23 protein-coding genes, 3 tRNA genes, 2 pseudogenes and 1 other annotated feature are annotated in these 23,482 nt (G+C 57.8%); of the genes and pseudogenes, 16 read left to right on the top strand and 12 right to left on the bottom strand.

Annotated features, from left to right (window positions below; translation table 11 throughout):
• Positions 1 to 5: 5 nt before the first annotated feature.
• The 3 genes from DXA70_RS06975 to DXA70_RS06965 all read left to right on the top strand — a co-directional run bounded on the left by DXA70_RS06975 (position 6) and on the right by DXA70_RS06965 (position 3,035).
• On the top strand, positions 6 to 971 hold the full coding sequence (locus tag DXA70_RS06975) for a hypothetical protein (RefSeq protein WP_128118034.1): 966 nt from the start codon (positions 6 to 8) through the stop codon (positions 969 to 971).
• 136 nt (positions 972 to 1,107) lie between these two features.
• Positions 1,108 to 1,428 (top strand): transposase, encoded by a 321-nt coding sequence (locus tag DXA70_RS06970; RefSeq protein ID WP_128118033.1) that lies wholly within the window; start codon positions 1,108 to 1,110, stop codon positions 1,426 to 1,428.
• A 56-nt stretch (positions 1,429 to 1,484) separates the two neighbouring features.
• Positions 1,485 to 3,035, top strand: a complete 1,551-nt coding sequence (locus DXA70_RS06965; protein WP_128118032.1) for an RNA-directed DNA polymerase — start codon at positions 1,485 to 1,487, stop codon at positions 3,033 to 3,035.
• Positions 3,036 to 3,101: 66 nt separating this feature from the next.
• Here DXA70_RS06965 and DXA70_RS06960 read toward each other — a convergent pair whose 3' ends face one another.
• Together DXA70_RS06960 and DXA70_RS06955 are read right to left on the bottom strand one after the other, a co-directional pair.
• Complete coding sequence (locus DXA70_RS06960) at positions 3,102 to 3,353, bottom strand: DUF6061 family protein (protein ID WP_128118031.1); 252 nt, start codon at positions 3,351 to 3,353, stop codon at positions 3,102 to 3,104.
• Positions 3,354 to 3,527: 174 nt separating this feature from the next.
• Positions 3,528 to 3,614 (bottom strand) — tRNA-Leu (locus tag DXA70_RS06955).
• A 234-nt stretch (positions 3,615 to 3,848) separates the two neighbouring features.
• Here DXA70_RS06955 and DXA70_RS06950 point away from each other — a divergent pair.
• Positions 3,849 to 4,226 carry a DUF3592 domain-containing protein gene (locus DXA70_RS06950; protein ID WP_128118030.1) on the top strand — a complete coding sequence of 126 codons (378 nt, stop codon included), beginning with the start codon at positions 3,849 to 3,851 and terminating at the stop codon, positions 4,224 to 4,226.
• A 12-nt stretch (positions 4,227 to 4,238) separates the two neighbouring features.
• Positions 4,239 to 5,144, top strand: coding sequence for an FKBP-type peptidylprolyl isomerase (locus tag DXA70_RS06945; RefSeq protein WP_243001195.1), 906 nt, complete (start codon positions 4,239 to 4,241; stop codon positions 5,142 to 5,144).
• Positions 5,145 to 5,342: 198 nt separating this feature from the next.
• On the opposite strand, the gene DXA70_RS06940 is transcribed toward DXA70_RS06945, so the two are convergent.
• The 3 genes from DXA70_RS06940 to DXA70_RS06930 all read right to left on the bottom strand — a co-directional run bounded on the left by DXA70_RS06940 (position 5,343) and on the right by DXA70_RS06930 (position 6,739).
• A complete protein-coding gene (locus DXA70_RS06940; protein ID WP_112116350.1) occupies positions 5,343 to 6,422 on the bottom strand; it encodes an ATP-dependent 6-phosphofructokinase in 1,080 nt (359 codons plus the stop codon).
• A 142-nt stretch (positions 6,423 to 6,564) separates the two neighbouring features.
• Positions 6,565 to 6,637 (bottom strand) — tRNA-Pro (locus DXA70_RS06935).
• Between the two features lie 28 nt (positions 6,638 to 6,665).
• Positions 6,666 to 6,739 (bottom strand) — tRNA-Gln (locus DXA70_RS06930).
• A gap of 178 nt (positions 6,740 to 6,917) precedes the next feature.
• Here DXA70_RS06930 and DXA70_RS06925 point away from each other — a divergent pair.
• The gene (locus DXA70_RS06925; RefSeq protein ID WP_128118029.1) at positions 6,918 to 7,754 is read left to right on the top strand and encodes a CPBP family intramembrane glutamic endopeptidase; all 837 of its coding nucleotides are present in this window, start codon (positions 6,918 to 6,920) and stop codon (positions 7,752 to 7,754) included.
• A gap of 51 nt (positions 7,755 to 7,805) precedes the next feature.
• Here the strand turns inward: DXA70_RS06925 and tsaD are convergent.
• The 3 genes and pseudogenes from tsaD to DXA70_RS06910 form a co-directional block, all read right to left on the bottom strand.
• Positions 7,806 to 8,812: pseudogene (gene tsaD, locus DXA70_RS06920) on the bottom strand (tRNA (adenosine(37)-N6)-threonylcarbamoyltransferase complex transferase subunit TsaD).
• 6 nt (positions 8,813 to 8,818) lie between these two features.
• Positions 8,819 to 11,384 (bottom strand): annotated as a pseudogene (polA, locus tag DXA70_RS06915) (DNA polymerase I).
• Between the two features lie 108 nt (positions 11,385 to 11,492).
• Positions 11,493 to 11,684 carry a ferredoxin gene (locus tag DXA70_RS06910; protein WP_128118028.1) on the bottom strand — a complete coding sequence of 64 codons (192 nt, stop codon included), beginning with the start codon at positions 11,682 to 11,684 and terminating at the stop codon, positions 11,493 to 11,495.
• A gap of 113 nt (positions 11,685 to 11,797) precedes the next feature.
• Here DXA70_RS06910 and DXA70_RS06905 point away from each other — a divergent pair, with 113 nt between their 5' ends.
• The 10 genes from DXA70_RS06905 to DXA70_RS06870 all read left to right on the top strand — a co-directional run bounded on the left by DXA70_RS06905 (position 11,798) and on the right by DXA70_RS06870 (position 18,739).
• Positions 11,798 to 12,139 carry an arsenate reductase family protein gene (locus DXA70_RS06905; RefSeq protein ID WP_128118027.1) on the top strand — a complete coding sequence of 114 codons (342 nt, stop codon included), beginning with the start codon at positions 11,798 to 11,800 and terminating at the stop codon, positions 12,137 to 12,139.
• Between the two features lie 104 nt (positions 12,140 to 12,243).
• The gene (locus DXA70_RS14310) at positions 12,244 to 12,525 is read left to right on the top strand and encodes a hypothetical protein (RefSeq protein WP_243001193.1); all 282 of its coding nucleotides are present in this window, start codon (positions 12,244 to 12,246) and stop codon (positions 12,523 to 12,525) included.
• The gene (locus DXA70_RS06900; protein WP_243001192.1) at positions 12,518 to 13,186 is read left to right on the top strand and encodes a hypothetical protein; all 669 of its coding nucleotides are present in this window, start codon (positions 12,518 to 12,520) and stop codon (positions 13,184 to 13,186) included. Before DXA70_RS14310 ends, DXA70_RS06900 begins: the two co-directional genes overlap by 8 nt.
• Positions 13,187 to 13,357: 171 nt before the next feature.
• Positions 13,358 to 13,738 carry a GntR family transcriptional regulator gene (locus tag DXA70_RS06895; RefSeq protein ID WP_128118026.1) on the top strand — a complete coding sequence of 127 codons (381 nt, stop codon included), beginning with the start codon at positions 13,358 to 13,360 and terminating at the stop codon, positions 13,736 to 13,738.
• Complete coding sequence (locus DXA70_RS06890) at positions 13,731 to 14,429, top strand: ABC transporter ATP-binding protein (protein ID WP_022257454.1); 699 nt, start codon at positions 13,731 to 13,733, stop codon at positions 14,427 to 14,429. The genes DXA70_RS06895 and DXA70_RS06890 overlap by 8 nt, the downstream gene beginning before the upstream one ends.
• Positions 14,423 to 15,229 (top strand): ABC-2 transporter permease, encoded by an 807-nt coding sequence (locus DXA70_RS06885; RefSeq protein WP_128118025.1) that lies wholly within the window; start codon positions 14,423 to 14,425, stop codon positions 15,227 to 15,229. The genes DXA70_RS06890 and DXA70_RS06885 overlap by 7 nt, the downstream gene beginning before the upstream one ends.
• Before the next feature lie 461 nt (positions 15,230 to 15,690).
• Complete coding sequence (locus tag DXA70_RS15385) at positions 15,691 to 16,215, top strand: ABC transporter substrate binding protein (RefSeq protein WP_347553511.1); 525 nt, start codon at positions 15,691 to 15,693, stop codon at positions 16,213 to 16,215.
• A 14-nt stretch (positions 16,216 to 16,229) separates the two neighbouring features.
• Entirely contained in the window at positions 16,230 to 16,790 is a 561-nt protein-coding gene (locus DXA70_RS15380) for an ABC transporter substrate binding protein (protein WP_347553510.1), read from the top strand.
• Positions 16,791 to 16,974: 184 nt separating this feature from the next.
• Positions 16,975 to 17,901 carry an ABC transporter permease gene (locus DXA70_RS06875; RefSeq protein WP_128118024.1) on the top strand — a complete coding sequence of 309 codons (927 nt, stop codon included), beginning with the start codon at positions 16,975 to 16,977 and terminating at the stop codon, positions 17,899 to 17,901.
• Between the two features lie 7 nt (positions 17,902 to 17,908).
• On the top strand, positions 17,909 to 18,739 hold the full coding sequence (locus DXA70_RS06870; RefSeq protein WP_347553517.1) for an ATP-binding cassette domain-containing protein: 831 nt from the start codon (positions 17,909 to 17,911) through the stop codon (positions 18,737 to 18,739).
• A 68-nt stretch (positions 18,740 to 18,807) separates the two neighbouring features.
• On the opposite strand, the gene DXA70_RS06865 is transcribed toward DXA70_RS06870, so the two are convergent.
• From DXA70_RS06865 to metG, 4 genes are all read right to left on the bottom strand, one after another.
• Positions 18,808 to 19,041 (bottom strand): hypothetical protein, encoded by a 234-nt coding sequence (locus DXA70_RS06865; RefSeq protein WP_022256116.1) that lies wholly within the window; start codon positions 19,039 to 19,041, stop codon positions 18,808 to 18,810.
• 142 nt (positions 19,042 to 19,183) lie between these two features.
• Positions 19,184 to 19,999: a TatD family hydrolase gene (locus DXA70_RS06860; protein WP_128118022.1), complete on the bottom strand. Its 816-nt coding sequence runs from the start codon at positions 19,997 to 19,999 to the stop codon at positions 19,184 to 19,186.
• The gene (locus DXA70_RS06855; protein WP_112148976.1) at positions 19,996 to 20,955 is read right to left on the bottom strand and encodes a DMT family transporter; all 960 of its coding nucleotides are present in this window, start codon (positions 20,953 to 20,955) and stop codon (positions 19,996 to 19,998) included. The genes DXA70_RS06860 and DXA70_RS06855 overlap by 4 nt, the downstream gene beginning before the upstream one ends.
• A 4-nt stretch (positions 20,956 to 20,959) precedes the next feature.
• Complete coding sequence (gene metG, locus DXA70_RS06850) at positions 20,960 to 22,963, bottom strand: methionine--tRNA ligase (RefSeq protein WP_128118021.1); 2,004 nt, start codon at positions 22,961 to 22,963, stop codon at positions 20,960 to 20,962.
• 62 nt (positions 22,964 to 23,025) lie between these two features.
• Positions 23,026 to 23,284, bottom strand: a binding site (T-box leader).
• Positions 23,285 to 23,482: the final 198 nt, after the last annotated feature.

Genomic DNA, 23,482 nt, shown 5'->3' with positions numbered 1-23,482 from the left:
TGCGTATGATCAACTTGAAAATTGACCCGGAGTTCCAGTCCCAGATTCCTCCTCTGACCGATGATGAATTCAAGCAGCTTGAAGAAAATATCCTGAAAGAGGGCAAGCTGCTCTCTCCTTTGATCGTTTGGAATAACACCCTTGTTGATGGCCACAACCGTTATGCCATTCTCCAGAAGCATCCTGAGATTTATTTTTCCACCATGCCGCTCCCGTTTGAAAGCAGAGAAGAAGTCCTCGCTTGGATTTGTAAGAACCAGTTGGGGCGGCGAAACCTGAGTCCTGAACAGAAACGCTATCTGCTTGGGAAGCAGTACGAAGCCGAGAAGAAAGCTGCAAAAATCTTTCGGGGTAATCAGTACACTTTAGCAAAGAAAAGTGGTGGTGATCACGGTGATAACCACCACTCCGGGAAGAAAACCTGCGACCGGATCGCAGAGGAAAACGGTGTCAGCCGTGCCTCCGTTCTTCGTGCCAGCCACTATACACGAGGCATCGACATCGCAGATAATCTCTCTCCCGGCATCAAGCAGAAAGTCTTTTCCGGCGAAGTGAAGTTTACCAACGAAGAAATGTCCAAGCTTGTGCAGGCAAGTGCCGAGCATCGTTCAGATGTCCTTGCTCAAATCCTGCATCCAGAAGCATTGGAAGTGTTGGAATCTGCCAGCGCAGAATTTGAACCTGAAAAAGCAGAACCCGTTCCCATGCCCACACCACAAACAGAAGAATTCCGGTGCTATCATGTACCGGACGAGTTTATGAAGGTTTACAAATCCTTGAGCCGTGCGACCGAAATGATGAAAAACTCATGGAAGAAAACGCTCAAAAACAATCCCAGCTATTTCACTGACCCGGAAAAGCAAAAGGTTCTCCGCTTCGCAATGCAGAGGCCTGCTAACTACCTGACTGAAATCGAAACCTATCTGGAAAAGGCTCTTGCAGAAGCCCTTGAAGAAGAAAAAACGGCATAACGACAGGCACTTGTAAGCCATCAATGAGCCACCAGCCGCAAGTGCAGGGCAGAAAGCTTCCGCGCCCTTGCGCCTGATAAAAATTGGAACTTTGATTTTCTCGCCCGGCTTTGCATGGTGGGACAGTCAAAGGAGCGTGCGTTTGAACAAAAAGAAAAAGTCCACAAACACTTCCCCTTATCCCGATGAAGTCATCGACCGTCTGGCGCGGGCATTCTACCCGGCCATCCTTGCCTGCTGGAACAGCGAAGAAGGTCAGCGGGAGTTTGCCGCATGGCAGGCGGAACAGGCTCATCATACAACCAACGAAAAACAGGAAGTTCCCGTTGGGGAACTCCCTGCTGTACATATCGCTATTGTCTGTGGCTTTTGGCAGGGTGCGTCCTATTCAGGGGCGCACCCTGTTTTTTGCTTTGTCAGAAGTTTATCATTTTTCTTGACCTTTGAGATTGGATAGTATTTAATAAAATTAGTCTTATCGTTTCAAAACAAAGTAGGAGAGTGATTCAATCAATGCCTTTATCTACCGAAGAATACGCCAATCTTGATAAGAAAATTCGTGACACAGGTTTTTTCTCGGAATATCTGCCACCGTGCTTTCAACTAAATTCAGATGTCTTTCATCACTTGCCGGGGGCTAAATGCGACTTGATTCCTCCATACAATTTCAATATGAGCCGCTTTAATCAAAATGATGCTCGGCGAACGATTAGTATTCCAGAGATTGGTGCATATGCAGTGACTCACGCTTATATGAAAGACCACCACATCATCAAAGATTTGGTAGAATTTACCGCAGGCAATGATTGTTCTTTTTCTCCTATTTTAGGGGAAGACAATTCGATTATGCGTCATGAACAGTCCTATGGTTTAGCTGGAGCGATGAGAGAAGAAAATGGTCAAATTCCATCAAGCTATATTTCAAATCTTGCTACGAAAATAATTAGAGCAAGTGGCGCAAAAAAAGTTTTAAAACTTGATATTTCAAATTTTTTCTCAAGTTTTTATCTTCATATGATTCCTGTGATTATTTTGGGATTAGATGAGACAAATATTCAATATCATCATCACCAAAATAATGAAGAATCAAGCGAACTTTACAAAACATACAGTGACTTGGATTCAATTTATCGTAGACAAAATTTGAATCAAACCAACGGACTTCTTGTTGGACCACTTTCCTCGAAAATCATAGCAGAAGGCATGATGACAAGGATAGATCAAGACCTTCATGAACTGGGGCTAAATTATTCTCGATATGTCGATGATTATGAGGTGTATCTTCACTCCGATGATGAAGAGCAGGTCATTAGTAAATTTGCAAGTGTATTAAAAAAATATGGTTTCACACTGAACTATGAAAAAACCGAGATTCTCGATTTCCCATACTATGTAAGTGAAAATCTAGAAAAGGTCATATCTTCATATAGAGAAGTTTTGAGTGTTAGACCAGATACATCTAGTGTTCCGGATTTAATGAGTTTATTTAATAGCTTTTTTAATTTTGAAATCTCCGGAACGAAAGGTGCGATTCGTTATCTTCTTAAAAGCATAGAAGCTGCTCCTATTCACTTTCAGGTGGAACAGGATAAAAAATTGTATCGAGCGTACTTGTTTACAATTCTTACCAATAATGACCGATCTCTTACAAAAGCTTGTTCTTTAATTCTTAAAAGCGTTGAATCGGAACCGTTAGACGCTCACGAAAAAGAACAATTATCAACAATGCTTTTAGCCTGTCTCTCTAAAGAATATGATCTGGAGGTTATATGGATTCTCTATATTTTATTAGAGACCCAAACTCTCTCCACCGGAAATTCTCTGATCGATAAGATCGTTGCAAGTTCGAATGAGCTTGCACAAATAATGTTACTAAGAAAAGGTATTCTATCAGATTCTCAAAAGCATATACTTTCCGAAAACGCTCGCTCGTGGATTCTTATATATGAACTTTACACTGAGGGCATACTTTCCGAGGAAAATCTCATCAGAAAGCTAAATCTCAGTAAAAATCTTATTATGTACAGAAAAATGAAAACAAATCATGTGCATTTTTGCTACTGATTCTTGCATTTTTGTCTATTAAGAGAAGGACGTGCTGCGTTTTGTGCGGCACGTCTTTCTCTTATCTCAATCTTCTAACCCATGACTTCCAGCCACATTCTTCAAATATTCCTCCGGATCACCATTCAAAATCAAATCCGCATAGCTCAGAGGGGCGTTGTAAATGAGGTAGTCCAGTTCGGTCTGCTGTGCCATGGTCACATCCAGCGCATCCTCGACCCCAGTGCAGTCAATAGAGATTTTTCTCCCATTCCGGAGCAGCAGCTCCACACAGCCGGTGTCCATGTTAAACTTGCAGGCTCTTGCATCGTACTTCATGTTCGTGTCCTTTCTGCCTTACGGCACCTTTACAGTTGTGACTTTCGTGATACGTCTTTTTTGATAAGGTTTTGGACACACAGCCGTTTGGAACGAGCCAGAATTGTCATTCCCGAAGAAAACGAAAAATCCGAACCCTTCTCCTATCGAGAAAAGGTTCGGATTTTCATTGTTTGGTGCGGATAAGAGGACTTGAACCTCCACCGAGTTGCCCCGATTAGAACCTGAATCTAACGCGTCTGCCAATTCCGCCATATCCGCTTATTTTGTTTTTGTCCGTGAGCTGGTCGGCTCGGAACGTTGATAATTATACCATGGATTCCAAAAATGTCAAGCATTCTTTTCGATTTTTTCTGACAAAATTTCCGGGCGAAATTTTTGCACGTCGGAGGGCACTTTTGGGGCGAAATTTTGCGCAAAGTATGGTACAATAGAAGCTGCCCGTGTGAGCGCAGGCTCCGGCGGGCCAAAAAACAAAGAACGAGGGAATCCGGAATGTTCAACTTCATCATCTTTATTCTGGGTGCGGTGCTCATGTTCTACATGGCGCTGCGCAGCCGGGCCCAGCGGCATAAACTCTGCACCAAAGGGCAGAAAGTTTCCGCCCGGGTGGCGGGGCTGGCCCAGAGCCGGCACGGCGCGGCCTATGTGCTGGAGTTTGAGACGGCAGGCGGCAGCCACCGGCTGCATTACCCCAAAGCCGCCAAAGGCAAGGGCTTTGCCGAGGGCGAGACCGTTACCTTATATTATGACCCCGACGATCTGGAAAAGATGTATGTCGAGGGCGACAAGGCCGTGCTGGGGGCCGAGGTGCTGTACGCCGCGCTGGGCGTGGTGCTGCTGGTGCTGATGGCTGGCTTTGTGCGTCTGTAAGGAGGATACACCATGAAACTGGAACACTTTGGAATGGCCGAGCCCGGCGACTGCCGGGTGGTGTTTACGGCATCGGCTCAGGAGCTGGAAGAGGCCATTGCGGCCGAGCAGGCGGGGGAGAACCCGCCCGCCGACGAGGAAGATTTGATGGCGGCGGCCGTCAACCGGGCCATTTTAACGGGATTTTCCCCGTTGTACGCGGAACTGGTGGAAAACCACAAGCTCCTCCCGGTCACGGACCCGGACTTTGAACTGCTGGCCGTCAACCGGGCCGAGGGATTCCGGGCCGGGGCGCAGTTCTTCTGCGTGCCGCCGCTGGAGCTGGGCCGGTACACCGGCTTTGTGCAGCCCATCCAGCCCCGGCCTCTGCGGGAGCTGACCATTGAATTGGAGATCAACCGTTTCCATGGCGATGAGGATCGTGCCGCCGATGCCGCAGGCAAGCAGGCCCTGCGGGAGCGGGTGACCCGGGAGCTGTACGCCAAGCGCTGTGAGCAGGGCAAAATGCTGGCCGAGCGGGAGCTGGTGGCCCAACTGGGCAATGAGGTCAAGGGCCCGCTGCCCAAGCAATTGGTGGCCGGCAACTACTTTGCCGAGCAGCGGCAGTTCAACCTGCGGATGCAGGCCAACAACATCAATTTTGACCAATACTTAAAAGTGCAGGGCCAGACCGTGGAGGAGTTCCGCCAGCAGCTCCATGCAGACGCCGAGCGGAGGCTCCGCAGCCGGCTGGGCCTGCTGCTGGTAGCAGGGAAAGAACACCTCTGGCCCACCGAGGCCGAGGTGGCCACTGCGCTGGCCGCTTGGGACGTGAAAAAGCAGGGGGAGAAGACGTTCCCCGCCAACGACGCCCGGAGCTGCGGCAGGGCATGGCCGCCCACCGGGCGGCAAAGTTTGTGGTGGAGCACTCCACCCTGACGCCGCCCCCGGCAGAACCGGTGGTGGAGGAGCTGCCTCGCTGAGCACGGATGCGTTTCGATCCACAAAAGAGCAAAATGAGCCGTCCGAACAGCGGAACGCCTGCCCTGCCCATTTTGCACGCAAAAAGCCCCCGCCGGAGTTTGTTTTCCGGCGGGGGCTTCCGTATCCGAAAAAATGACAGCAGGGGAAAGGCGTTCAGCCCATGCTGATGCCCATCCGGCGGGCCACGGTGAGCAGCTCGCAGTTATCGGGCACGTTGCGGGTCTTGCCGGCAATATCGGCAAGACGGTTCTCGGTGACATGGCCGTTGAGCATGGCCACGGTCACGCCGTACCGCTCGATCTCCACCAGCTTGGCGGCGTAACTGCCAAACTCGGTGGCCAACACACGGTCATAGGCGCTGGGGCTGCCGCCGCGCTGCATGTGGCCCGGGATGCAGACACGGGTCTCCATGCCGGTCTTTTTCTCAATGGCGGCGGCGATGCGGTTGGTGGCGGTGGTGCCGGTCCCGGCTTCCAGCCGCTTTGCCATCCACTCTTTCCGCTTCATCTTGGCTTCCTCGCAATTGTAAGCGCCCTCGGCCACGGCCAGGATGGAGAAGTTGGAGCCCCGCTTTGCCCGGCGCTCCACGGCGTCGCAGACCCGGTCGATGTCGTAGGGTTTCTCGGGGATGAGGATGATGTCCGCACCGCCTGCAATGCCGGAGTAGAGGGTCAGCCAGCCTGCCTTGTTGCCCATGATCTCAATGCACATCACGCGGCTGTGGCTGCCTGCCGTGGTGTGGATGCGGTCGATGACGTCGGTGGCGATGTCCACAGCGGTGTGGAAGCCGAACGTTACGTCGGTGCCGTAGATGTCGTTGTCGATGGTTTTGGGCAGGCCGATGATGTTGAGCCCCTCCTGGGAGAGGAGGTTGGCCGTTTTGTGGGTGCCGTTACCGCCCAGGCAGAGCAGGCAGTCGAGGCCGGCTTCCTTATAGGTACGCTTCATGGCAGCCACTTTATCAATGTTGTCGTCTTCCACCACCCGCATCATCTTAAAGGGGGTGCGCTTGGTGCCCAGAATGGTGCCGCCCAGCGTCAGGATGCCTCGGAAATCGTCCTGAGTCATCTCCTTGTATTCCCCGGTGATGAGGCCGTGATAGCCGTTGAGAATGCCTACGATCTGGACATTTTCGCCCATGCGGGCATACAGCGCCTTGGCAACGCCGCGGATGGTGGCGTTCAGGCCCGGGCAGTCGCCGCCGGAGGTCAGGATACCAACACGTTTTTTCATTCTGCAAATCCCTCGTTTCCTCAATTTTACCCGCGCGGGCGGGGCACAAATGCTACTATAAGAATATTCCCCAATGAGGCGGGTGTCAATAGAGGAAAACAAAAAACACGTTGACTCACGAAGAATCAACGTGTTTTTTCAGTCGGAGCAGCGGGATTTGAACCCACGGCCTCCTCGTCCCGAACGAGGCGCGCTACCAACTGCGCTATGCCCCGAAAATACCGCAGCCAATTGACTGCGGTTTGGTTGGGGATGAGAGAATCGAACTCCCACAAGTAGAGTCAGAGTCTACCGCACTACCACTATGCAAATCCCCAATATTCGGTTTTGCCAGGAGCGGTGTCCGCCGCTGACAAGGGATATTATACTATATTGCCCGGTGGTTGTCAACCATTTTTTCGGATTTTTTCGCAGCCCGTTTTCCGGGTGCGGAGATTTGCGCCGGATGGAAAAGTATGTTAGAATAGAGCCACGAATGAACGGGAGGTTTTGCTGATGTTGAAACGCTTGCGCAGGGCGCACCCGGTGGGGTACTGCCTGCTGACGGAAGTGGTGTTCCTTGCCGTGCTGATGGTGGTGCCGGTGCTGCTGGTCCTGCTGCTGGCCATGCTGGGAGTGGACCTGACCCGGGTGGACGATTATTTCCTCAGCGCCATTCAGGAGCTGCTGGGAGCGCTGGTGGCCGTATTCTTTTTAAAGAAGACCGACAGGCTGGGGCTGCTCCGCCGCCGGGGCAGCGGCTTTTTCAATGGCATCCTGGTGGGCATGTTCCCCTTTGCCATGATCTGCTACACCCTCTACGGCAAGCTGCTGTTCGGGATGCCGACCGACCGGCCCCTGCGCACCGGCTGGCAGATCGCGTGGTATTTCATCGGGATGTTCACGGTGGGTGTGGCGGAGGAATTTCTCTTCCGGGGCGTCATCGCCCAGACCCTGCTGGAGCACTTCGGCACCAGCCGTGCGGGCATCTGGAAAGCCTGCCTGCTGTCCGGGCTTTTTTTCGGCGGGGCGCACCTGACCAACATCCTGTCCAGCGCTCCCTTTGGCGTGCTGATGCAGTGCGTGTTTGCGGGCTCGCTGGGCGTGCTGTTTGCGGCCATCTACTTCCGCACGGGCAACCTGTGGGTGCTGGTTTTCCTGCATGGAGCGCAGGACGCAGCCTCTCTGCTGGCGGGCGGCCTGTATGGCACCGAGAATATGTCCACTGCCGTGAGCAGCTACGATTCCACCATGCTGCTTTCCGTGCTGGTCTATCTCGTCCCCACCTTCTTCCTCCTCCGCAAAAAGAAGGTCGGGGAAGTGGGCCTCTACTTTGGCAAAGACATCCAGTAACAGAGCATAAAAAGCGAGGAGCCTTGCGGCTCCTCGTTTTTGCGTATCTGCTTATTCGTAATCAATGGGCAGGGTGGGCAGGCCGTTGAGCTCCAGCCCGGCGGTGTGCCCGGCCATGTACTGGTAATATCCTTGGGCGGCGATCATGGCACCGTTGTCCCCGCAGAACTTGAGCTCCGGCAGGTAGACCTTGGCACCCAGCTTCTGGGCCCCATCGTTCACCAGCTGGCGCAGCCGTCCGTTGGCAGCCACGCCGCCCGCCAGACAGACCTGCTTGGCTCCGGTGTCGGCCGCGGCCAGCAGCAGCTTTTCGGCCAGAATGCCTGCAATGCGCTCCTGAAAGCTGGCGGCCAAGTCGGGCACATTGACCTCCGTGCCTTTCATCTGGCCTGATTCACCTCATTGAGCACGGCGGTTTTGAGGCCGGAGAAGCTCACGTTGTATTTGCCCTCCACATGGGGCACGGGCAGGCGGTAGGCTTTGGGGTTGCCGGTCTTGGCGGCGTTGGCCACGCTGGGGCCGCCGGGGTAGGGCAGGCCCAGGGTCCGGGCCACCTTGTCAAAGGCTTCACCGGCCGCGTCGTCCACAGTGTGGCCCAGAATGTGGTAGTGGGTGTAGTCCAGCACTTCCACAATGTGGCTGTGGCCGCCGGATGCCACGAGGCAGAGGAACGGCGGTTTCAGCTCCGGGTGGGTCAGGTAGAGGGCGGCGATGTGGCCCCGCAGGTGATGCACGGGCACCAGCGGTTTGCCCGCCGAGTAGGCCAGCCCCTTGGCAAAGTTGACGCCCACCAGCACCGCGCCGATGAGGCCGGGTGCAAAGGTGACGGCCACAGCGTCCACGTCGTCGATGGTCTTACCGGCGTCCAGCAGGGCCTTTTTGACGGTGGCGCTGATGAACTCGCAGTGGCGGCGGCTGGCGATCTCGGGCACAACGCCGCCGTAGAGCGCCTGTTCTTTCACACTGGTGGAGATGACGTTGCTCAGCAGATGCCGCCCGTCCTCCACGAGGGATGCGGCGGTCTCGTCGCAGGTGGATTCGATTCCTAATACGATCATAACAGTTTAATGGGCCTCCAGCCAGTTTTTGCCCTCATGCACCTCGGTGCTCAGGGGCACAGCATAGTGTACACAGCCCTCCATCTCTTCCCGCAGGATGGAGGCCGCCTTGGCCGCCTCGGCCTCCGGCGCTTCCACGATGAGCTCATCGTGGACGGTCAGGATGAGGCGGCTCTCCATTTTTTCGTCCCGCAGCCGCCGCCAGACCCGCACCATGGCCAGCTTGATGACATCGGCAGCGGTGCCCTGGATGGGGGTGTTGCGGGCCATCCGCTCGCCGCTGGCCCGGATGTTCCGGTTGGAGCTGCTCAGCTCCGGCAGGGCGCGGCGGCGGCCGAACAGGGTGGAAACATAGCCGCAGTCCTTGGCGTCGGCAATGGTCTTTTCCATGTAGCCGTCCACCTTGGGAAACGCGGCCAGATAGTTTTTGAGGAACGCGTCGGCCTCTTTCACCGAGACACCGATGTCCTTGGAAAGGCTGTAGGCCCCCTTGCCGTACATGATGCCAAAGTTGATGGCCTTGGCGGAGGAGCGCAGCCGGGGCGTTACCTCGCTCTGGGGGATGCCGTAAATTTTGGCGGCGGTGCTGCGGTGGATATCCTCCCCGCTGCGGAACGCGTTCTGCATGTGCTCGTCGCCGGTGACATGGGCCAGGATACGCAGCTCGATCTGGCTGTAATCGGCGTCCACCAGCACGCAGCCCGGCTTTGCAATAAAGTAGGCCCGCAGCTGGCTGCCCAGCTCGGTGCGGATGGGGATGTTCTGCAGGTTGGGGTTATCGGAGGAGAGGCGGCCGGTGCGGGCCTCGGTCTGGTTGAACCGGGTGTGGATGCGGCCATCCTCGCCGATGACTTTCAGCAGACCCTCCACATAGGTGGAGTTCAGCTTCTGGTAGGCACGGTATTGTAAAATGTCTTCCACCAGCGGGTAATCCCGCAGGGCTTCCAGCGTCTCGGCGTCCGTGGACCAGCCACGCTGGGTCTTTTTGCCGTGGGGCAGGCCCAGGGTATCAAAGAGCATCTCGCCCAGCTGCTTTGGGCTGTTGGGGTTGAAACTGGTGCTGCCGGTCTCCATCTGGATGCGGCCCAGCACCTGGGCCAGCTCGGTGCGCATCCGGACGCCAAACTCCTCAATGCCGCCTTTGTCCACCAGAATGCCGGTGCGGGTCATATCGACCAGCACCTGGGCCAGCGGGAACTCGATGTCATGGTACAGGTCGTCCTCGCCGCAGGCCGTGATCTCGGCTTTCATCTTGGCGAACAGATCCGCCAGGAAACCGGCATCCGGCCACTCCTCGCAGGTGAACGCTGCCTTGGCGCGGTAGCTCACGGCCAGCTCCGAGATCTGATACTTGGAGGCCGAGGCGTCCAGCAGATAGGCGGCCAGCTTGCCGTCCCAGACGATGCTGCTGCCCCAGCCACCGGCCGCCATGGCCTTGGCGTAGAGGGGGGCGGAGTAGAAGACGTCCAGCGTCACGGCGGGGTCATCCAGCAGGCGAACCAGCTCGTCGTCGCTCAGGGGGAAAACGGTCCTGTCCTGCACGGCGTACCAGGCCTCCGGCTGGACGATGACATTTTTGGTGCCCTGTTTGCCCATCACGGCGGGGCGGGCGGCCACCAGATAATGCCCGGCGGGGGTCAGGGGCAGAATGCCGATCTCGGCTTCTTCCGTGGGCACTTCCTCGGGGGCCGTGGCCGGAGCCACGTTGTCCAGCCCGAACCGGGGGATGAGGGAGTGGATCTCCAGCTCCTGCAGCAGCCGCACGGCCTCGGCCTTGTTGCCCTCGCCCACTTTATAGGCACCCTCAGCGTCTCAATGGGGGCGTCGGTGCGGATGGTGCCCAACACATGGCTCAGCTCGGCATCTGCCTTGCACTCCAAGAGATGCTCCCGCTGCTTGGGCTTGATGACGGGGTCGTCGATGTGGGCGTAAACATTTTCCAGCGTGCCGAATTTTTGCACCAGGTTCAGGGCTGTTTTTTCCCCGATGCCCCGCACGCCGGGGATGTTATCGGAGGTGTCGCCCATCAGGCTCTTCACCTCGATGAGCTGTTTGGGCTCAATGCCGTATTTCTCGTGGATGGCGTCCACATCCATGGTGATGGTCTTGCTCCGGCCCATGGCGGTGGCGGCCAGCAGTACGGTGGTGCTCTCGCTCACCAGCTGCAGGCTGTCGCGGTCTCCGGTGGCCAGGTAGCAGTCGTCCTTGCGGGCGTCGCAGGCAGCAGCCAGGGTGCCCAGAATGTCGTCGGCCTCCCAGCCTCGGCCGTCACGGCGCGGTAGCCCAGGTCGGCCAGAAGCTCTTTCAGCACCGGCATCTGCTGGGCCAGCTCTTCGGGCATCCCGTGGCGGGTGGCCTTGTAGCCGTCATACATCTTGTGGCGAAACGTGGGGGCCCGCAGGTCGAACGCCACGGCCACCTCGTCGGGGTCGCACTCCTTGAGCAGGGAGAGCAGGATATTCAAAAAGCCATAAATGGCGTTGGTATAGCGGCCGTCCTTGGTGGTCAGCAGCTTGATGCCAAAAAACGCACGGTTGGCAATGCTGTTGCCGTCAATGACCAGTAAACGCATCGTTTCTCATCCTCCATTCCAAATTTTCACACCTTATAGTATAGCACAAAACCTGCCCAAAGAAAATCACCGGGAGGCAATTGCTTCCCGGTGATTTTGGGAGAAGACTCAGCTCTCCTCCATGCGGATGGCGCTGACGGGGCAGGCCTGGGCGGCATCCACGGCGGCGGGCACTTCCTCGCCGGGGATCTCGCCCGCCAGCGCCACGGCCAGTGTGCCCTCCATCGTGAACACGGCAGGGCAGATGCCCGCGCACTGGGTGCAGCCGATGCACAGGTCGGGGTCTACGAATGCTCTCATAAAACCAATCCTCCTTTGGATGGCTTTATTTTCCCCGTTTCGCAGGGAAATATGCTGGGCTTTTTGTGCGCGGTGTGGTACAATAACTTTTACGGACGACAGGAGGACAAACCATGAACATTCAGATCTTCGGCACCACCAAGTGCTTTGATACCAAAAAGGCCCAGCGGTATTTCAAGGAGCGGGGCATCAAGTTCCAGATGATCGACCTGAAAGAAAAAGGCATGAGCCGGGGCGAGTTTGACAATGTGGCCCGGGCCCTGGGCGGCTGGGAAAAGATGGTGAACCCCAACGCGAAAGACAAGCAGACGCTGGCGCTGCTGGACGCTCTCATCGACTGGCAGAAAGAGGATAAGCTGTTTGAAAATCAGCAGCTGCTGCTCACGCCCATTGTGCGCAACGGGCGCAAGGCTACCGTGGGCTACCAGCCCGATGTCTGGAAGACCTGGGAATAACCACGCGCTTTCACAAAAAATCCACGGCCCGGGTTTTGCACCTGCGGGCAGATTGTGGTATACTGTGGAGTGCAGAAAACTTACATTCTTGGAGACGATACCCTATGAAAAATTATATGACCCCGGAAGAGCACGCCCGGCTGCACCGCCGCCGTGCCCGGCAGGCCCTTGGGCTGCTGGTGGCGGTACTGGTGCTGATCGGCGCGGTGACGGTGCTGCGCTCCGGCGTGCGTGCCGTGGCAAAGCTGTTTGACGATACGGCCCAGAAAGAAGAATATGAAGATAAGCTGGAGGGCCTTGTCCTGTTTGACCCGCTCCCCTTTGACGGCATTGAAAACATCGACGACCTGACTGCGGGAGGCGGCTGTCTGGGGCTGTGTGTATAACATCCAGGAGACCCAGGGCAATTTTGACCACTACAACACCGACCCGGACACCGAGCAGCTGCTGATCCCCTCGGTGGATGTGGACGCCTACCTGGCAAAGCTGGTGGGCCCCAGCTTTAAAATGACCCACAAGAGCTTTGAGATGGACGACATGACCATCGAGTTCGACGAGACCACCCAGTGCTACAAGATCCCGGTCACGGGCAGCGTGGGCAGCTACCGCGCCACCGTGACAAAGCTCTTCAAAAAGGACGGCAAGCTCCACGTCACGGTGGGCTACATCCCCACCCAGAGCGCGGACGACAGCATCCTGAACGCCTCGTCTGACACGCCCACCAAGTATATGGATTATCTCTTCACCCGCCAGAGCGGCAGCTGGTATCTCACCGGCCTGACCGACAGCGAGACGAAGCCGGAATCCTCCGCCGAGAGCTCCCCGGCCAGCGCCTCGGCGCAGATGGAGGAGCATGAAGTGCAGGACGCCATTCTGGCCAGCACGGCGGATTCCGCGTCCGCCACGGCCGACAGCGACAGCGCCGCGGACGAGCCTGCCGCTCAGAGTGTGGAAGCAGACGCTGCTTCGGGAAACGAGGCAGCTTCCGGGGAGGCCGGTGCGGACAGTGCTGAGGCAGATGCAGCCAGCACCAGCGCGGCGGCGTAAGTCATAAGGAAAAGAATCGGGTTTGATCCAGGCAGAAGCTTTCCCCAAAGGCTTCTGCCTTCATTTTTGCTTAAAAATTTTGCTTAAAATTGTATTATGCCCTTGACACAGCTTGAAAAATGAGTATTATTGTATTAGACACTTAATACAGCAACACAAGGAGATGATCCGATGGCCGAACAGTTTGACTCCAGCCGCCCCATTTATGCTCAGCTGGTGGAACGGCTCAAGGCAAAAATTTTAGCAGGCATTTACCCACCCGGCGGGCATCTGGACTCGGTGCGCGACCTTGCCGCCGCCGCCGGGGTCAACCCCAACACCATGCAGCGGGCGCTTGCCCAGCTGGAGAACGAGGGCCTGGTGCGCACCGAGCGCACCGCGGGCCGTTATGTGACGGAGGATAGAGCGTTGATCGAACAATTGCGTGCCGAGGCGGCCCGGAACCTGACCGCCGAATTTCTGGAGAAGATGCGCGGCATTGGCTACGGCCCGGAACAGGCCGCCACCCTGCTGGAGCGCTGGAATGAGAAGGAGGAAACAAACCATGACTGAGCTTTTGAACTGCACCGGCCTGAGCAAGGCCTACGGCAAAAAACGGGCGCTGGATCATGTGGACCTGCACCTGGAGCCGGGAAAGATCATCGGCCTGCTGGGGCCCAACGGCAGCGGAAAGACTACCCTGATGAAGCTGGCCAACGGTCTGCTGCAGCCTACGGAGGGCAGCATTACCATTGCGGGCAGTGTGCCCGGCCCGGCTACGAAAGAGATCGTTTCTTACCTGCCGGACGCCGCCTGGCTGCCGGACTGGATGCGTGTGGAGCAGCTGGTGGAAATGTTCCACGATTTCTACGCCGATTTTGACCCCGCCAGGGCGGGCGAGATGCTGGCCAAGTTGGAGCTGGACCCCAAGGCCCCCCTCAAGACCCTCTCCAAGGGCAACAAGGAAAAAGTGCAGCTGATCCTGGCCATGAGCCGCGCGGCAAAGCTCTATTTGCTGGACGAACCCATTGGCGGTGTGGACCCGGCGGCGCGGGATTACATCCTGCACACCATTCTCTCCAACTACAGCGAGGACGCCACCGTGGTCATCTCCACGCACCTGATCGGGGACATTGAGCCGGTGCTGGACGAGGCCATCTTCCTGAAAGAGGGAAAGATCTTTGCCCACCGCACCGTGGATGAGATCCGGGAGACGGAAGGCATGAGTGTGGATGAGTATTTCCGGGAGGGATTCAAATGCTGAAAAATTTACTGAAGTATGAGTTCCGGGCCACGGCCCGTACCTACGGCGGCATCTATCTGGCCCTGCTGGCCGCGGCAGGTCTCATCGGCTTCTCGTTCCGGGGGGATAGAGCCGCTGCCCAGAGCCATGTCTTTGAACTTGGCGTGACGATCTACAGCCTGCTGGTCATGGCACTCGTCATCGTCACCATTGTCACGGTGATCCAGCGCTTTACCAAAAATCTGCTGGGCCGGGAGGGCTACCTGATGCACACCCTGCCCGTGACGGAGGCCCAGCTGGTGGGTTCCAAGCTGATCTCAAGCGCGGTCTGGCTGCTGGCCAGCGCCGTAGTGGGTGTGGTTTCCCTCGTCGTCATGTTCTGTGTGGGAGCGGACTTCACCAATCTGAACTTCAGCAATCTTTGGGATGATTGGGCAGCCCTGCGGACGAGCTTTGAGGGAGATCTGCTGGCGATCCTGCTCTGGACGGCCCTCCTGTGCTATGCCCGGATGCTCTGCACGATGCTGTGTATCTATGCCGCCTGCATGGTTGGCCATCTGTTTCGGGCCCACAACGGCGTGGCCAGCGTGGGCGCGTTCTTTTTGATGAGCTGGGGACAGGGCCGGGTGGAAAACCTGCTGAATGCAGGCGGCTTTGTCCGCATCCTCATGGGCTCTGCCGGTGGTACCATCGTGAGCGAGGCGGCGAACCACAGCACGTTGATCTTCTTTGCGGCTTCGTTTGCCATCACGGCGGTGTTTGGCGCGGTGTATTTTATCCTCACCTGCTGGCTGATGAAAAATAAGCTCAATCTCGAATGAGGAAACGTGAAAAATTCTGTGGACAAATTTTTGCAAAAAAGAAAATTTCCCTCTTGACTTTACGCAGATAAAGTGTATAATGCAATCAAACCAATGAGGCGGAAGAGAACCTGCACAGCGCGTCTGCAGTGAGCCCGGACAGTGAAAACGGGCGAGAGCGGGGCAGAGATTCGTGGGCCGCCGAGGGCCGGGCAAAAAGGCAGAAATGCCGCAGTAGCTTGGGACGGAAGCCTCCGTTACAGGGCAGGGGAGTGTTGGCTCTCCGTTGAGGGGCTCTTGCCGTTTCCAATCTGGGAAATGAGCAGGGCAAGCAAGGTGGCACCGCAGAATCGTATTTTACCGATCCTGTCCTTGTGGATAACACACAGGGACGGGGTCGTTTTCTTTTACCCCGTTCCGCAAGTGGAGCGGGTTTTTTATTTATCATTTGGGCCGCCCGCTCCAGGGAAAGGAGTACCGCTATGAAAACCATGAATAGGATCTCTCGCCGCAGCTTCCTGAAAGCAGCTTCCGCTGCCGCTGTTGTCTCCGCACTGGGCCTGACGGGCTGCGGCAGCTCTGCCGGCAGCACGGCTTCCAGCACAGCTGCTTCCGGCGCGGTTTCCTCGGCCGCTGCCAGCGAGGCCGCCGCAGGCCAGACCTTTAAAGTGGGCATCGTCAACTACGTGGATCATGCTTCCCTGAACCAGATCGTTGAGTCGGTGGAGAGCCGCCTGGACGAAGTGGCCAAGGAAAAGGGCGTCACCTTTGATTACGCAGATTATTACGCCAATGCGCAGGCCGATCAGACCAACCTGAACCAGATCGGTGCCGACCTCGTGGCCGATGGCGTGGATGTCATCGTGGCCGTTGCCACCCCCACCGCCGCCACCATGCTGGCCGCTGTGGAAGACACCGATATCCCGGTGGTCTACTCCGCCGTTACCGACCCGGCTGCAGCCGCTTTGACACCGAGCCCAACATCACCGGTACCTCCGATGCCCTGAACACGGACGCCATTATGAACCTGATCCTGGCCGTCAACCCGGACATCGACACCATCGGCCTGCTGTACGACCTGAGCCAGGATGCCTCCACCCAGGCCATTGCCGACGCCAAGGCATTCTGCGACGAAAAGGGCATCAAGTACATTGAAAAGAACGGCACCACCACCGCCGAGGTCCAGATGGCTGCCGAGGCCCTCATTGCTTCCGGCGTCAAGGCCGTCTTCACCCCGACGGACAACACCGTGATGACCGCGGAGCTCTCCATCTATGAGACCTTTGCCGAGGCAGGCGTCCAGCACTATACGGGTGCCGACAGTTTCGCGCTGAACGGCGCGTTCGTGGGCTACGGCGTCGATTACGTCCAGCTGGGCGAGGCCACCGCCGATATGGTGGTGGAGCTGCTCTGCGACGGCAAGACCCCCGCTGACCTGCCGTTCCAGACCTTTGACAACGGCATTGCCACCATCAACACCGAGACCTGCGCCGCCCTCGGCCTCTCCCTCGACACCGTGAAAGAGGCGTTCAAGCCCTACTGCACCGAGGTCGTGGAAGTGGAGACGGCAGAGAATTTCTGAGAAAACCTCTCCGTCATCTCGCTAACGCTCGATGCCACCTCCCCTGACAGGGGGGGCAAGCCCAACGGCATCGTTCAGATGCAGTTTCTCAAAAACGCAGCCGTCCTCTTGGCTCCCTTCGTAGGGGAGCTGGCACGCGAAGCGTGACTGAGAGGTTTCAATCATTATATTAAGGAGCACACACATGCTGGCGAGTATCTTTTCGCTCAATGTCATTCAGACCGCGCTGGAGCTGGGCTGCATCTACGCCCTGGTGGCGCTGGCGCTGTTTCTGAGCTATTCCATTCTGAACATTGCAGACCTGTCCACCGACGGCTGCTTTACCCTGGGCTGCGCGGTAGCGTGTCAGGTGGCGCTGACAGGGCACCCGTTCCTGGCGCTGCTGGCGGCCATGGCGGCGGGCGTGTGCTCCGGTTTCGTGACAGCCTTTTTGCAGACCCGCCTCGGGGTAGAGAGCATCATGGCAGGCATCATCGTCAACACCGGCCTGTACACCATCAACCTGGCGGTCATGGGGTTCTCCTCCACCATGTCGCTGGTCAAGACGGACACGGTCTTCTCCATCGCCAAGAGCGCGCTGGCCTTTACAGGCGGCTGGTATAAGCTGGTGCTGGCTGCAGCGGTCATCGCGCTGGCTGGCGCGGCAATGATCGGCTTCCTGGGTACCCGGCTTGGCCTTTCCATCCGGGCCACCGGTGACAACGCCGCCATGGTGCGGGCGTCCAGCATCAACCCTGCATTCACCATCACGGTGGGCCTGTGCATCTCCGGTGCCCTGACCGCCCTCTCCGGCGGCCTGCTGGCCCAGTACCAGAAGAGCTGCGACATCAACGTGGGCACCGGCATGGTCACCATTGCGCTGGCCTCCCTCATCATCGGCGAAACGCTGGTGGGCAAGCGCACCATGCTGCGCCGGGTGCTGGGCGTCGTCTTCGGCAGCTGCCTGTACCGCTTTATCGTGGCGGTGGCGCTGCGGTTCAATGTCCCGGCAGCGGCCATGAAGCTGGTGAGTGCCATCATCGTGGCCGTGGCCATCTCGATGCCCGCCATCCAGGCACACTTCGCCTTTGAAAAGCGGAAACACGCGGCACAGAAAAAGGAGGCGGTCTGAGATGGAAATGCTGGAACTGCAAAACCTCCACAAGACGTTCAACCCCGGCACCGTCAATGAAAAAGTGGCTCTGAACGGCGTCAGTCTTACGATGGAAGCGGGTGATTTTGCCACCATCGTGGGCTCCAACGGCGCCGGTAAATCCACCCTCTTCAACGCCATCACCGGCGGCTTCATTGCGGATGAAGGCAGCATTTATCTGGGCGGGGAGAACATCACTTTTGCGCCGGAATACCAGCGCAGCAAGGTCATCGGCCACCTGTTCCAGGACCCGCTCAAGGGCACGGCCCCCAATATGACCATTGAAGAAAATCTGGCGCTGGCTTACCTACGGGCAGGCACCGCGCCCCACGCCATCTTCTCCCGCATCTCCCGCAAGGACAAAGAGATCTTCCGTGAGAAGCTGGCCCTGCTCAACATGGGGCTGGAAGACCGGATGAAGCAGCCTGTGGGCCTGCTTTCCGGCGGCCAGCGGCAGGCACTGACCCTGCTGATGGCAACGCTCGTCACCCCCAAGCTCCTCCTGCTGGACGAGCACACCGCCGCCCTGGACCCGGCCACCGCCGAGAAAGTGCTGGAGCTGACCAAGAGCATCGTGGCGGAGAAAAAGATCACCTGCCTCATGGTCACCCACAACATGCATCAGGCGCTGGAGCTGGGCAACCGCACCCTCATGATGGATGCGGGCCGGATCGTCTTTGACGTCAAGGGCGAGGCCCGCGGCAAGATGACCGTGGACGATCTGCTGGAGAAGTTCCGCGAGAACGCCGGTAAGGCGCTGGACAACGACCGCATCCTGCTGAGCAAGGTGGAAGCGAATCATGAAATCAGACAATGAAAAACAATGAAAAAAGGGGCTGTTCCCATCCGGGAACAGCCCCTTTTTTGTAGAAACGCTTTTAAAAATTACTGAACGTACTCAACGGTGTACTCGAAGCCATACTCTTCCTGCAGCTTCTTGACGTCAGCCTCGCAGTCCTCAATAAAGGTAGGAGCGTAGACAGAAGCGCCGTTGTGGGCTTTCTTGTAGTCCTCCACGATCTGCTGCAGCTTTGCCCAGCCCTCGTTGGCCTTTGCCTCGGGGATGCTGTCGGGGAAGTTGATGATGAACTCACGATGTTTGGGGATACGAGCTTTCATAATAGATGTCTCCTTATAAACAATTAGGATGGATTTTCTTGTTTTATACAGAAGCTAAAGATTAGCTTTTGCTTTTCATAAAGACGCTCTTGGCTCTCCCATTGGGAGAGCTGGCGCGTAAGCGCCTGAGAGGGCAAAGCCGTTACAGCTGATAGACCCGCTTGGCGTTTTCGGCAGTCACGCGGAAGACGGTTTCCGGCTCCACGCCTTTTATAGCCGCAATGTACTCGCCCACATAGCGGATGAGGGAGCTGTCGCAGCGGGTGCCGCGCACGGGCTCCGGGGCCATGTAGGGGCAGTCCGTTTCCAGAACGATCCGCTCCAGCGGCAGGGCCGCAATGGCCTTGGCCGCCCGCTTGGCACCCTTGAACGTGCAGGCCCCGCCAAAGCCGAAGTACAGCCCCTGCTCTGCCAGCCATTCCGCGTCGTCCGCACTGCCGGAATAACAGTGGACGATGCCTCTGGGCTGGTATTTTTTCAACAGGGCGTAGACATCGGCGTGGGCGCTGCGGTCGTGCACGATGATGGGCTTGCCCAGCTCCAGGCTGAGCCGGAGCTCTGCCTCAAACAGGGCCAGCTGGGCGTCCTTGGGCACGGGCCAGTGGTAGTCCAGCCCGCACTCGCCCACGGCCACCACCTTGGGGTCGTCGTAGTAGGGCGCAAGGGCTTTCATCTCCGCCGCCCAGTCCCCGCCGTAGACGGAGATGGTCGGGGCCGGGCCCTCCTCGCCGCAGTCCTCCGCCGCCAGCAGGCTTTCCGGGTGGATGCCGATGGCCGCATACACCCACGGGTAGCGGTGGGCCAGCTCCAGCACTTTGGGGGCATCGCCCGAGTGGGTGGCCTGCTCACAGACGCCCACCACGCCCTGATCGGGCAGGCTGTCCAGCAGGGCGTAACGGTCGGTGTCAAAGGCATGGGCGCTGTAATGCGCATGGGTATCAAAAATAGGGCCCATCAGCGCACCCCCTTTTGGGCAGGGGCTTTGTTCACCAGCCAGATGCCCACGCAGACGAAGACCAGCGCCCCGAGGTACTGCCAGCGGAACAGCGGCTCGCCGTTGAGCAGGGCGCTCAGCAGCACATTGACCACCGGGTTCACGAACCCGAAGATGGCAATGCGGCTGACGGGGTTATTCTTCATCAGCAGGGCCCAGATGACATAGCCCGCGCCGCAGATGAACGCCAGATAAAGCAGCACCGGCAGGCCCAGAGCGCTCTGCGGGTGGAGGCTGCCGCCCAGTGCCAGACCGATCAGCAGCAGAGCCAGCCCGCCCACGAACAGGTTGAGGAAGCAGACCGCAAAGCTGTCCGCCTTTTTCGTCACGGACTTGTTCCACGGGCCGGACAGGGTAAAAATGACCGTGGCCAGCAGCATACAGAACACGCCCCAGGCGCTTCCGCCGCCGTGGTTGCCGATGGTGCCGATGAGCACCCCGGCGAAGCCCAGCACGCAGCCCAGCGTTTTGGCCGGTGTCATCCGGTCGGCATCGCCATAGAGGAAATGGGCGAAGATGACGCCCAGAAAGCTCTGGGTGCTGTTGAGGATGCCGCCAAAGGCACCCGTCAGCAGGGCAACGGCCATATAGTAGAACGCATACTGGGCTGTGGTCTGCCACAGGCCCAGGGCGCAGCACTCGCCCAAGACTTTGCCGCAGGGCGGCTGCGGGAGTTTGCCCTCCAGGATCAGGCTTCCCGCCAGCACCAGCAGGCTGCCCAGCATGAACCGGACCCCGGCAAAGCAGAGGATGGAGGCCGTATCACTGGTCTCAATCGCAAACAGGCGGTAGCCCATCTTGATGAACGGGAACGCCGAACCCCACAGCACATTGCAGCCGATGGCCAGCAGCACCGCAAAGAGGGGCGTCCCGAAGATGGCGTCCAGTTTGGCCGAGCGGGAATTTTCAATGTTCGGCATCGGCTCAGTGGATGCGGCTGCCGACCGGGGTGTCGTCGCCGTAGAATGCGATGGAGCAGCCGCCGTCGGCGGTGTCCGCGGCGAAGATCATGCCCTCGCTGACATACTTGCCCTTCATCATGGGGCGGGGTGCCAGGTTGCACACGATGCCGATCTTCTTGCCGATGAGGTCTTCCGGCTTGAACCACTTGGCAATGCCGGAGAGGATGCAGCGCTCGCGCTCACCGTCGAAGACGGTCAGGTGGAGCAGCTTCTTGCTCTCTTTCAGGTTCTCGCAGGCGCGCACCTCAGCCACGCGCAGCTCCACCTTGCAGAAAGTGTCAAAGTCGATCTCTTCCTCGTGGGTGAAGTCCACATTGCTCTCAGCAGCGTCCTCCTTGGGGGCGGCGGGCTTTGCGGCCTCTTCCTTGGCCTTGTTGGCAGCAGCGGCAGCGGCCTTGCGCTTCTCGTCCTGCTCTTTCAGATAAGCGATCTCCTTGGCCACGTCGATGCGGGGAAACAGAGCGTCGCCCTTGTGGACGGTGTAGGTCTCCTGCGCGCCGTAAACGGTCTTGCTCAGGTCGAGGGCGGAAGCATCCAGGCCCAGCTGCTCCATCATCTTGGGAGCGGTGGAGGGCAGGTAAGCGTTCAGCAGGACGGCAGCCACGCGCAGGGCCTCGCACAGGTGGTAGAGCACGCTCTCCAGACGGGCTTTGTTGGCCTCGTCCTTGGCCAGAGCCCAGGGAGCGGTCTCGTCGATGTACTTGTTGGCGCGCTGAATGACCGCGAAGATCTCCATCAGGGCCTGGGGAATGGTCAGGTTGTCCATGTCGGCAGAAACCTTGGAGGCCAGCTCGTTGACCATGGTTTCCAGCTCGGTGTCAATGGCTTCGGTGCCGGCCACATGGTGGACGGTGCCGCCGAAGTACTTCTCGCACATGGCCACGGTACGGCTGAGCAGGTTGCCCAGGTCGTTGGCCAGGTCGCTGTTGATGCGGTTGATGAGGGCCTCGTTGGTGAACATGCCGTCGTTGCCGAACGGGATCTCACGCAGCAGGAAATAGCGGATGGCATCCACGCCGTAGCGGTCGCACAGGACCACGGGGTCCACGACATTGCCCACGGACTTGGACATCTTGCCGCCGTTCATCAGCAGCCAGCCATGGCCAAACACGCGCTTGGGCAGCGGCAGGTCCAGAGCCATCAGCATGGCCGGCCACAGGATGGTGTGGAAGCGGAGGATCTCCTTGCCCACCATATGCAGGTCTGCCGGCCAGAACTTGTCGTAGTCGTGGTACTTCTCGTTGCCGTAGCCCAGGGCGGAGATATAGTTGCTCAGGGCGTCCACCCAGACATACATGGTGTGCTTGGGGTCGAACGGGACGGGAATGCCCCACTTGACAGAGGTACGGGAAACGCAGGTGTCCTGCAGGCCCTGCTTGATGAACGCGATCATCTCGTTCTTGCGGCTCTCGGGCTGGATGAACTGGGGGTTCTCCTCGTAGAGCTTGAGCAGGCGGTCGGCGTACTTGCCGGTCTTGAAGAAGTAAGCTTCCTCGTGGGCGTCGTAGACCTCACGGCCGCACTCGGGGCACTTGCCGTCCACCAGCTGGCTGTCGGTCCAGAAGCTCTCGCAGGGCTTGCAGTAGTGGCCGGTGTACTCGCCCTTGTAGATATCGCCCTGCTCGTACAGCTTGGTGAAGATCTTCTGGCAGGACTCCATGTGGTAATCGTCGGTGGTGCGGATGAAGCGGTCGTAGCTGACATCCATCAGCTTCCACAGGTCCTTGACGGTGGCAACGATCTTATCGACGTACTCCTTGGGAGTGACGCCTGCATCGGCTGCCTTGTCCTGGATCTTCTGGCCGTGCTCGTCGGTTCCGGTCAGGAACATGACGTCATAGCCCTGCATCCGCTTGAAGCGGGCCAGCGCGTCGCAGGCCACGGTGGTGTAGCTGTGGCCGATGTGCAGCTTATCGCTGGGGTAGTAAATGGGAGTGGTAATGTAGAATGTTTTGTGCTCACTCATGGGTCTGTTTCTTCCTTTCTGTTGCGGCAACAAAAAGCTCCCGTCCCTTGCCGGAAACTCCGGCCAAGGACGAGAGCATTGCTTTCGTGGTACCACCTTGGTTCGCCCGGCCTTTGCAGGCAGAGCCTTGCGCGCTGGTATATAAATAATGTACCAGCGCGGCGCGGTAACGGGCGCACCCGTCGCAGGCTGGGGGAGAAAACTCCCTTTCGCCCGCGCGGCTCAGAGACCATCTTCCACTCCGCGCGGCCTGCCCGCTTCCATCCTCCGGGCTTTCTGTCAGGTGCGGACGGGGTGTACTCTTCTCGTCAAAGCCGATTTGCAGTCTGGGTGCAAAGGGGCAGAACTTCCCCTTTGCATCTTCTACTTATAATACGCAAAAACAGTGAGTTTGTCAACTGAAAAGCCTGAAAGAAAAATTTTGGGATTGAAACATTCTCGATAATGTGATAAAATCAACCATTGACGGACGATAGAGCCCGGCAGAGGCCTGCAAAGTGCCTCTTTGGCCCTGACGGA

It is taken from the genome of Faecalibacterium sp. OF04-11AC, from assembly GCF_003460645.1.
Lineage (GTDB): Bacteria > Bacillota > Clostridia > Oscillospirales > Ruminococcaceae > Faecalibacterium > Faecalibacterium prausnitzii_I.
The sequence above is the reverse complement of the archived record's forward strand: the minus strand, read 5'-3'. Positions and strand labels throughout refer to the sequence as shown.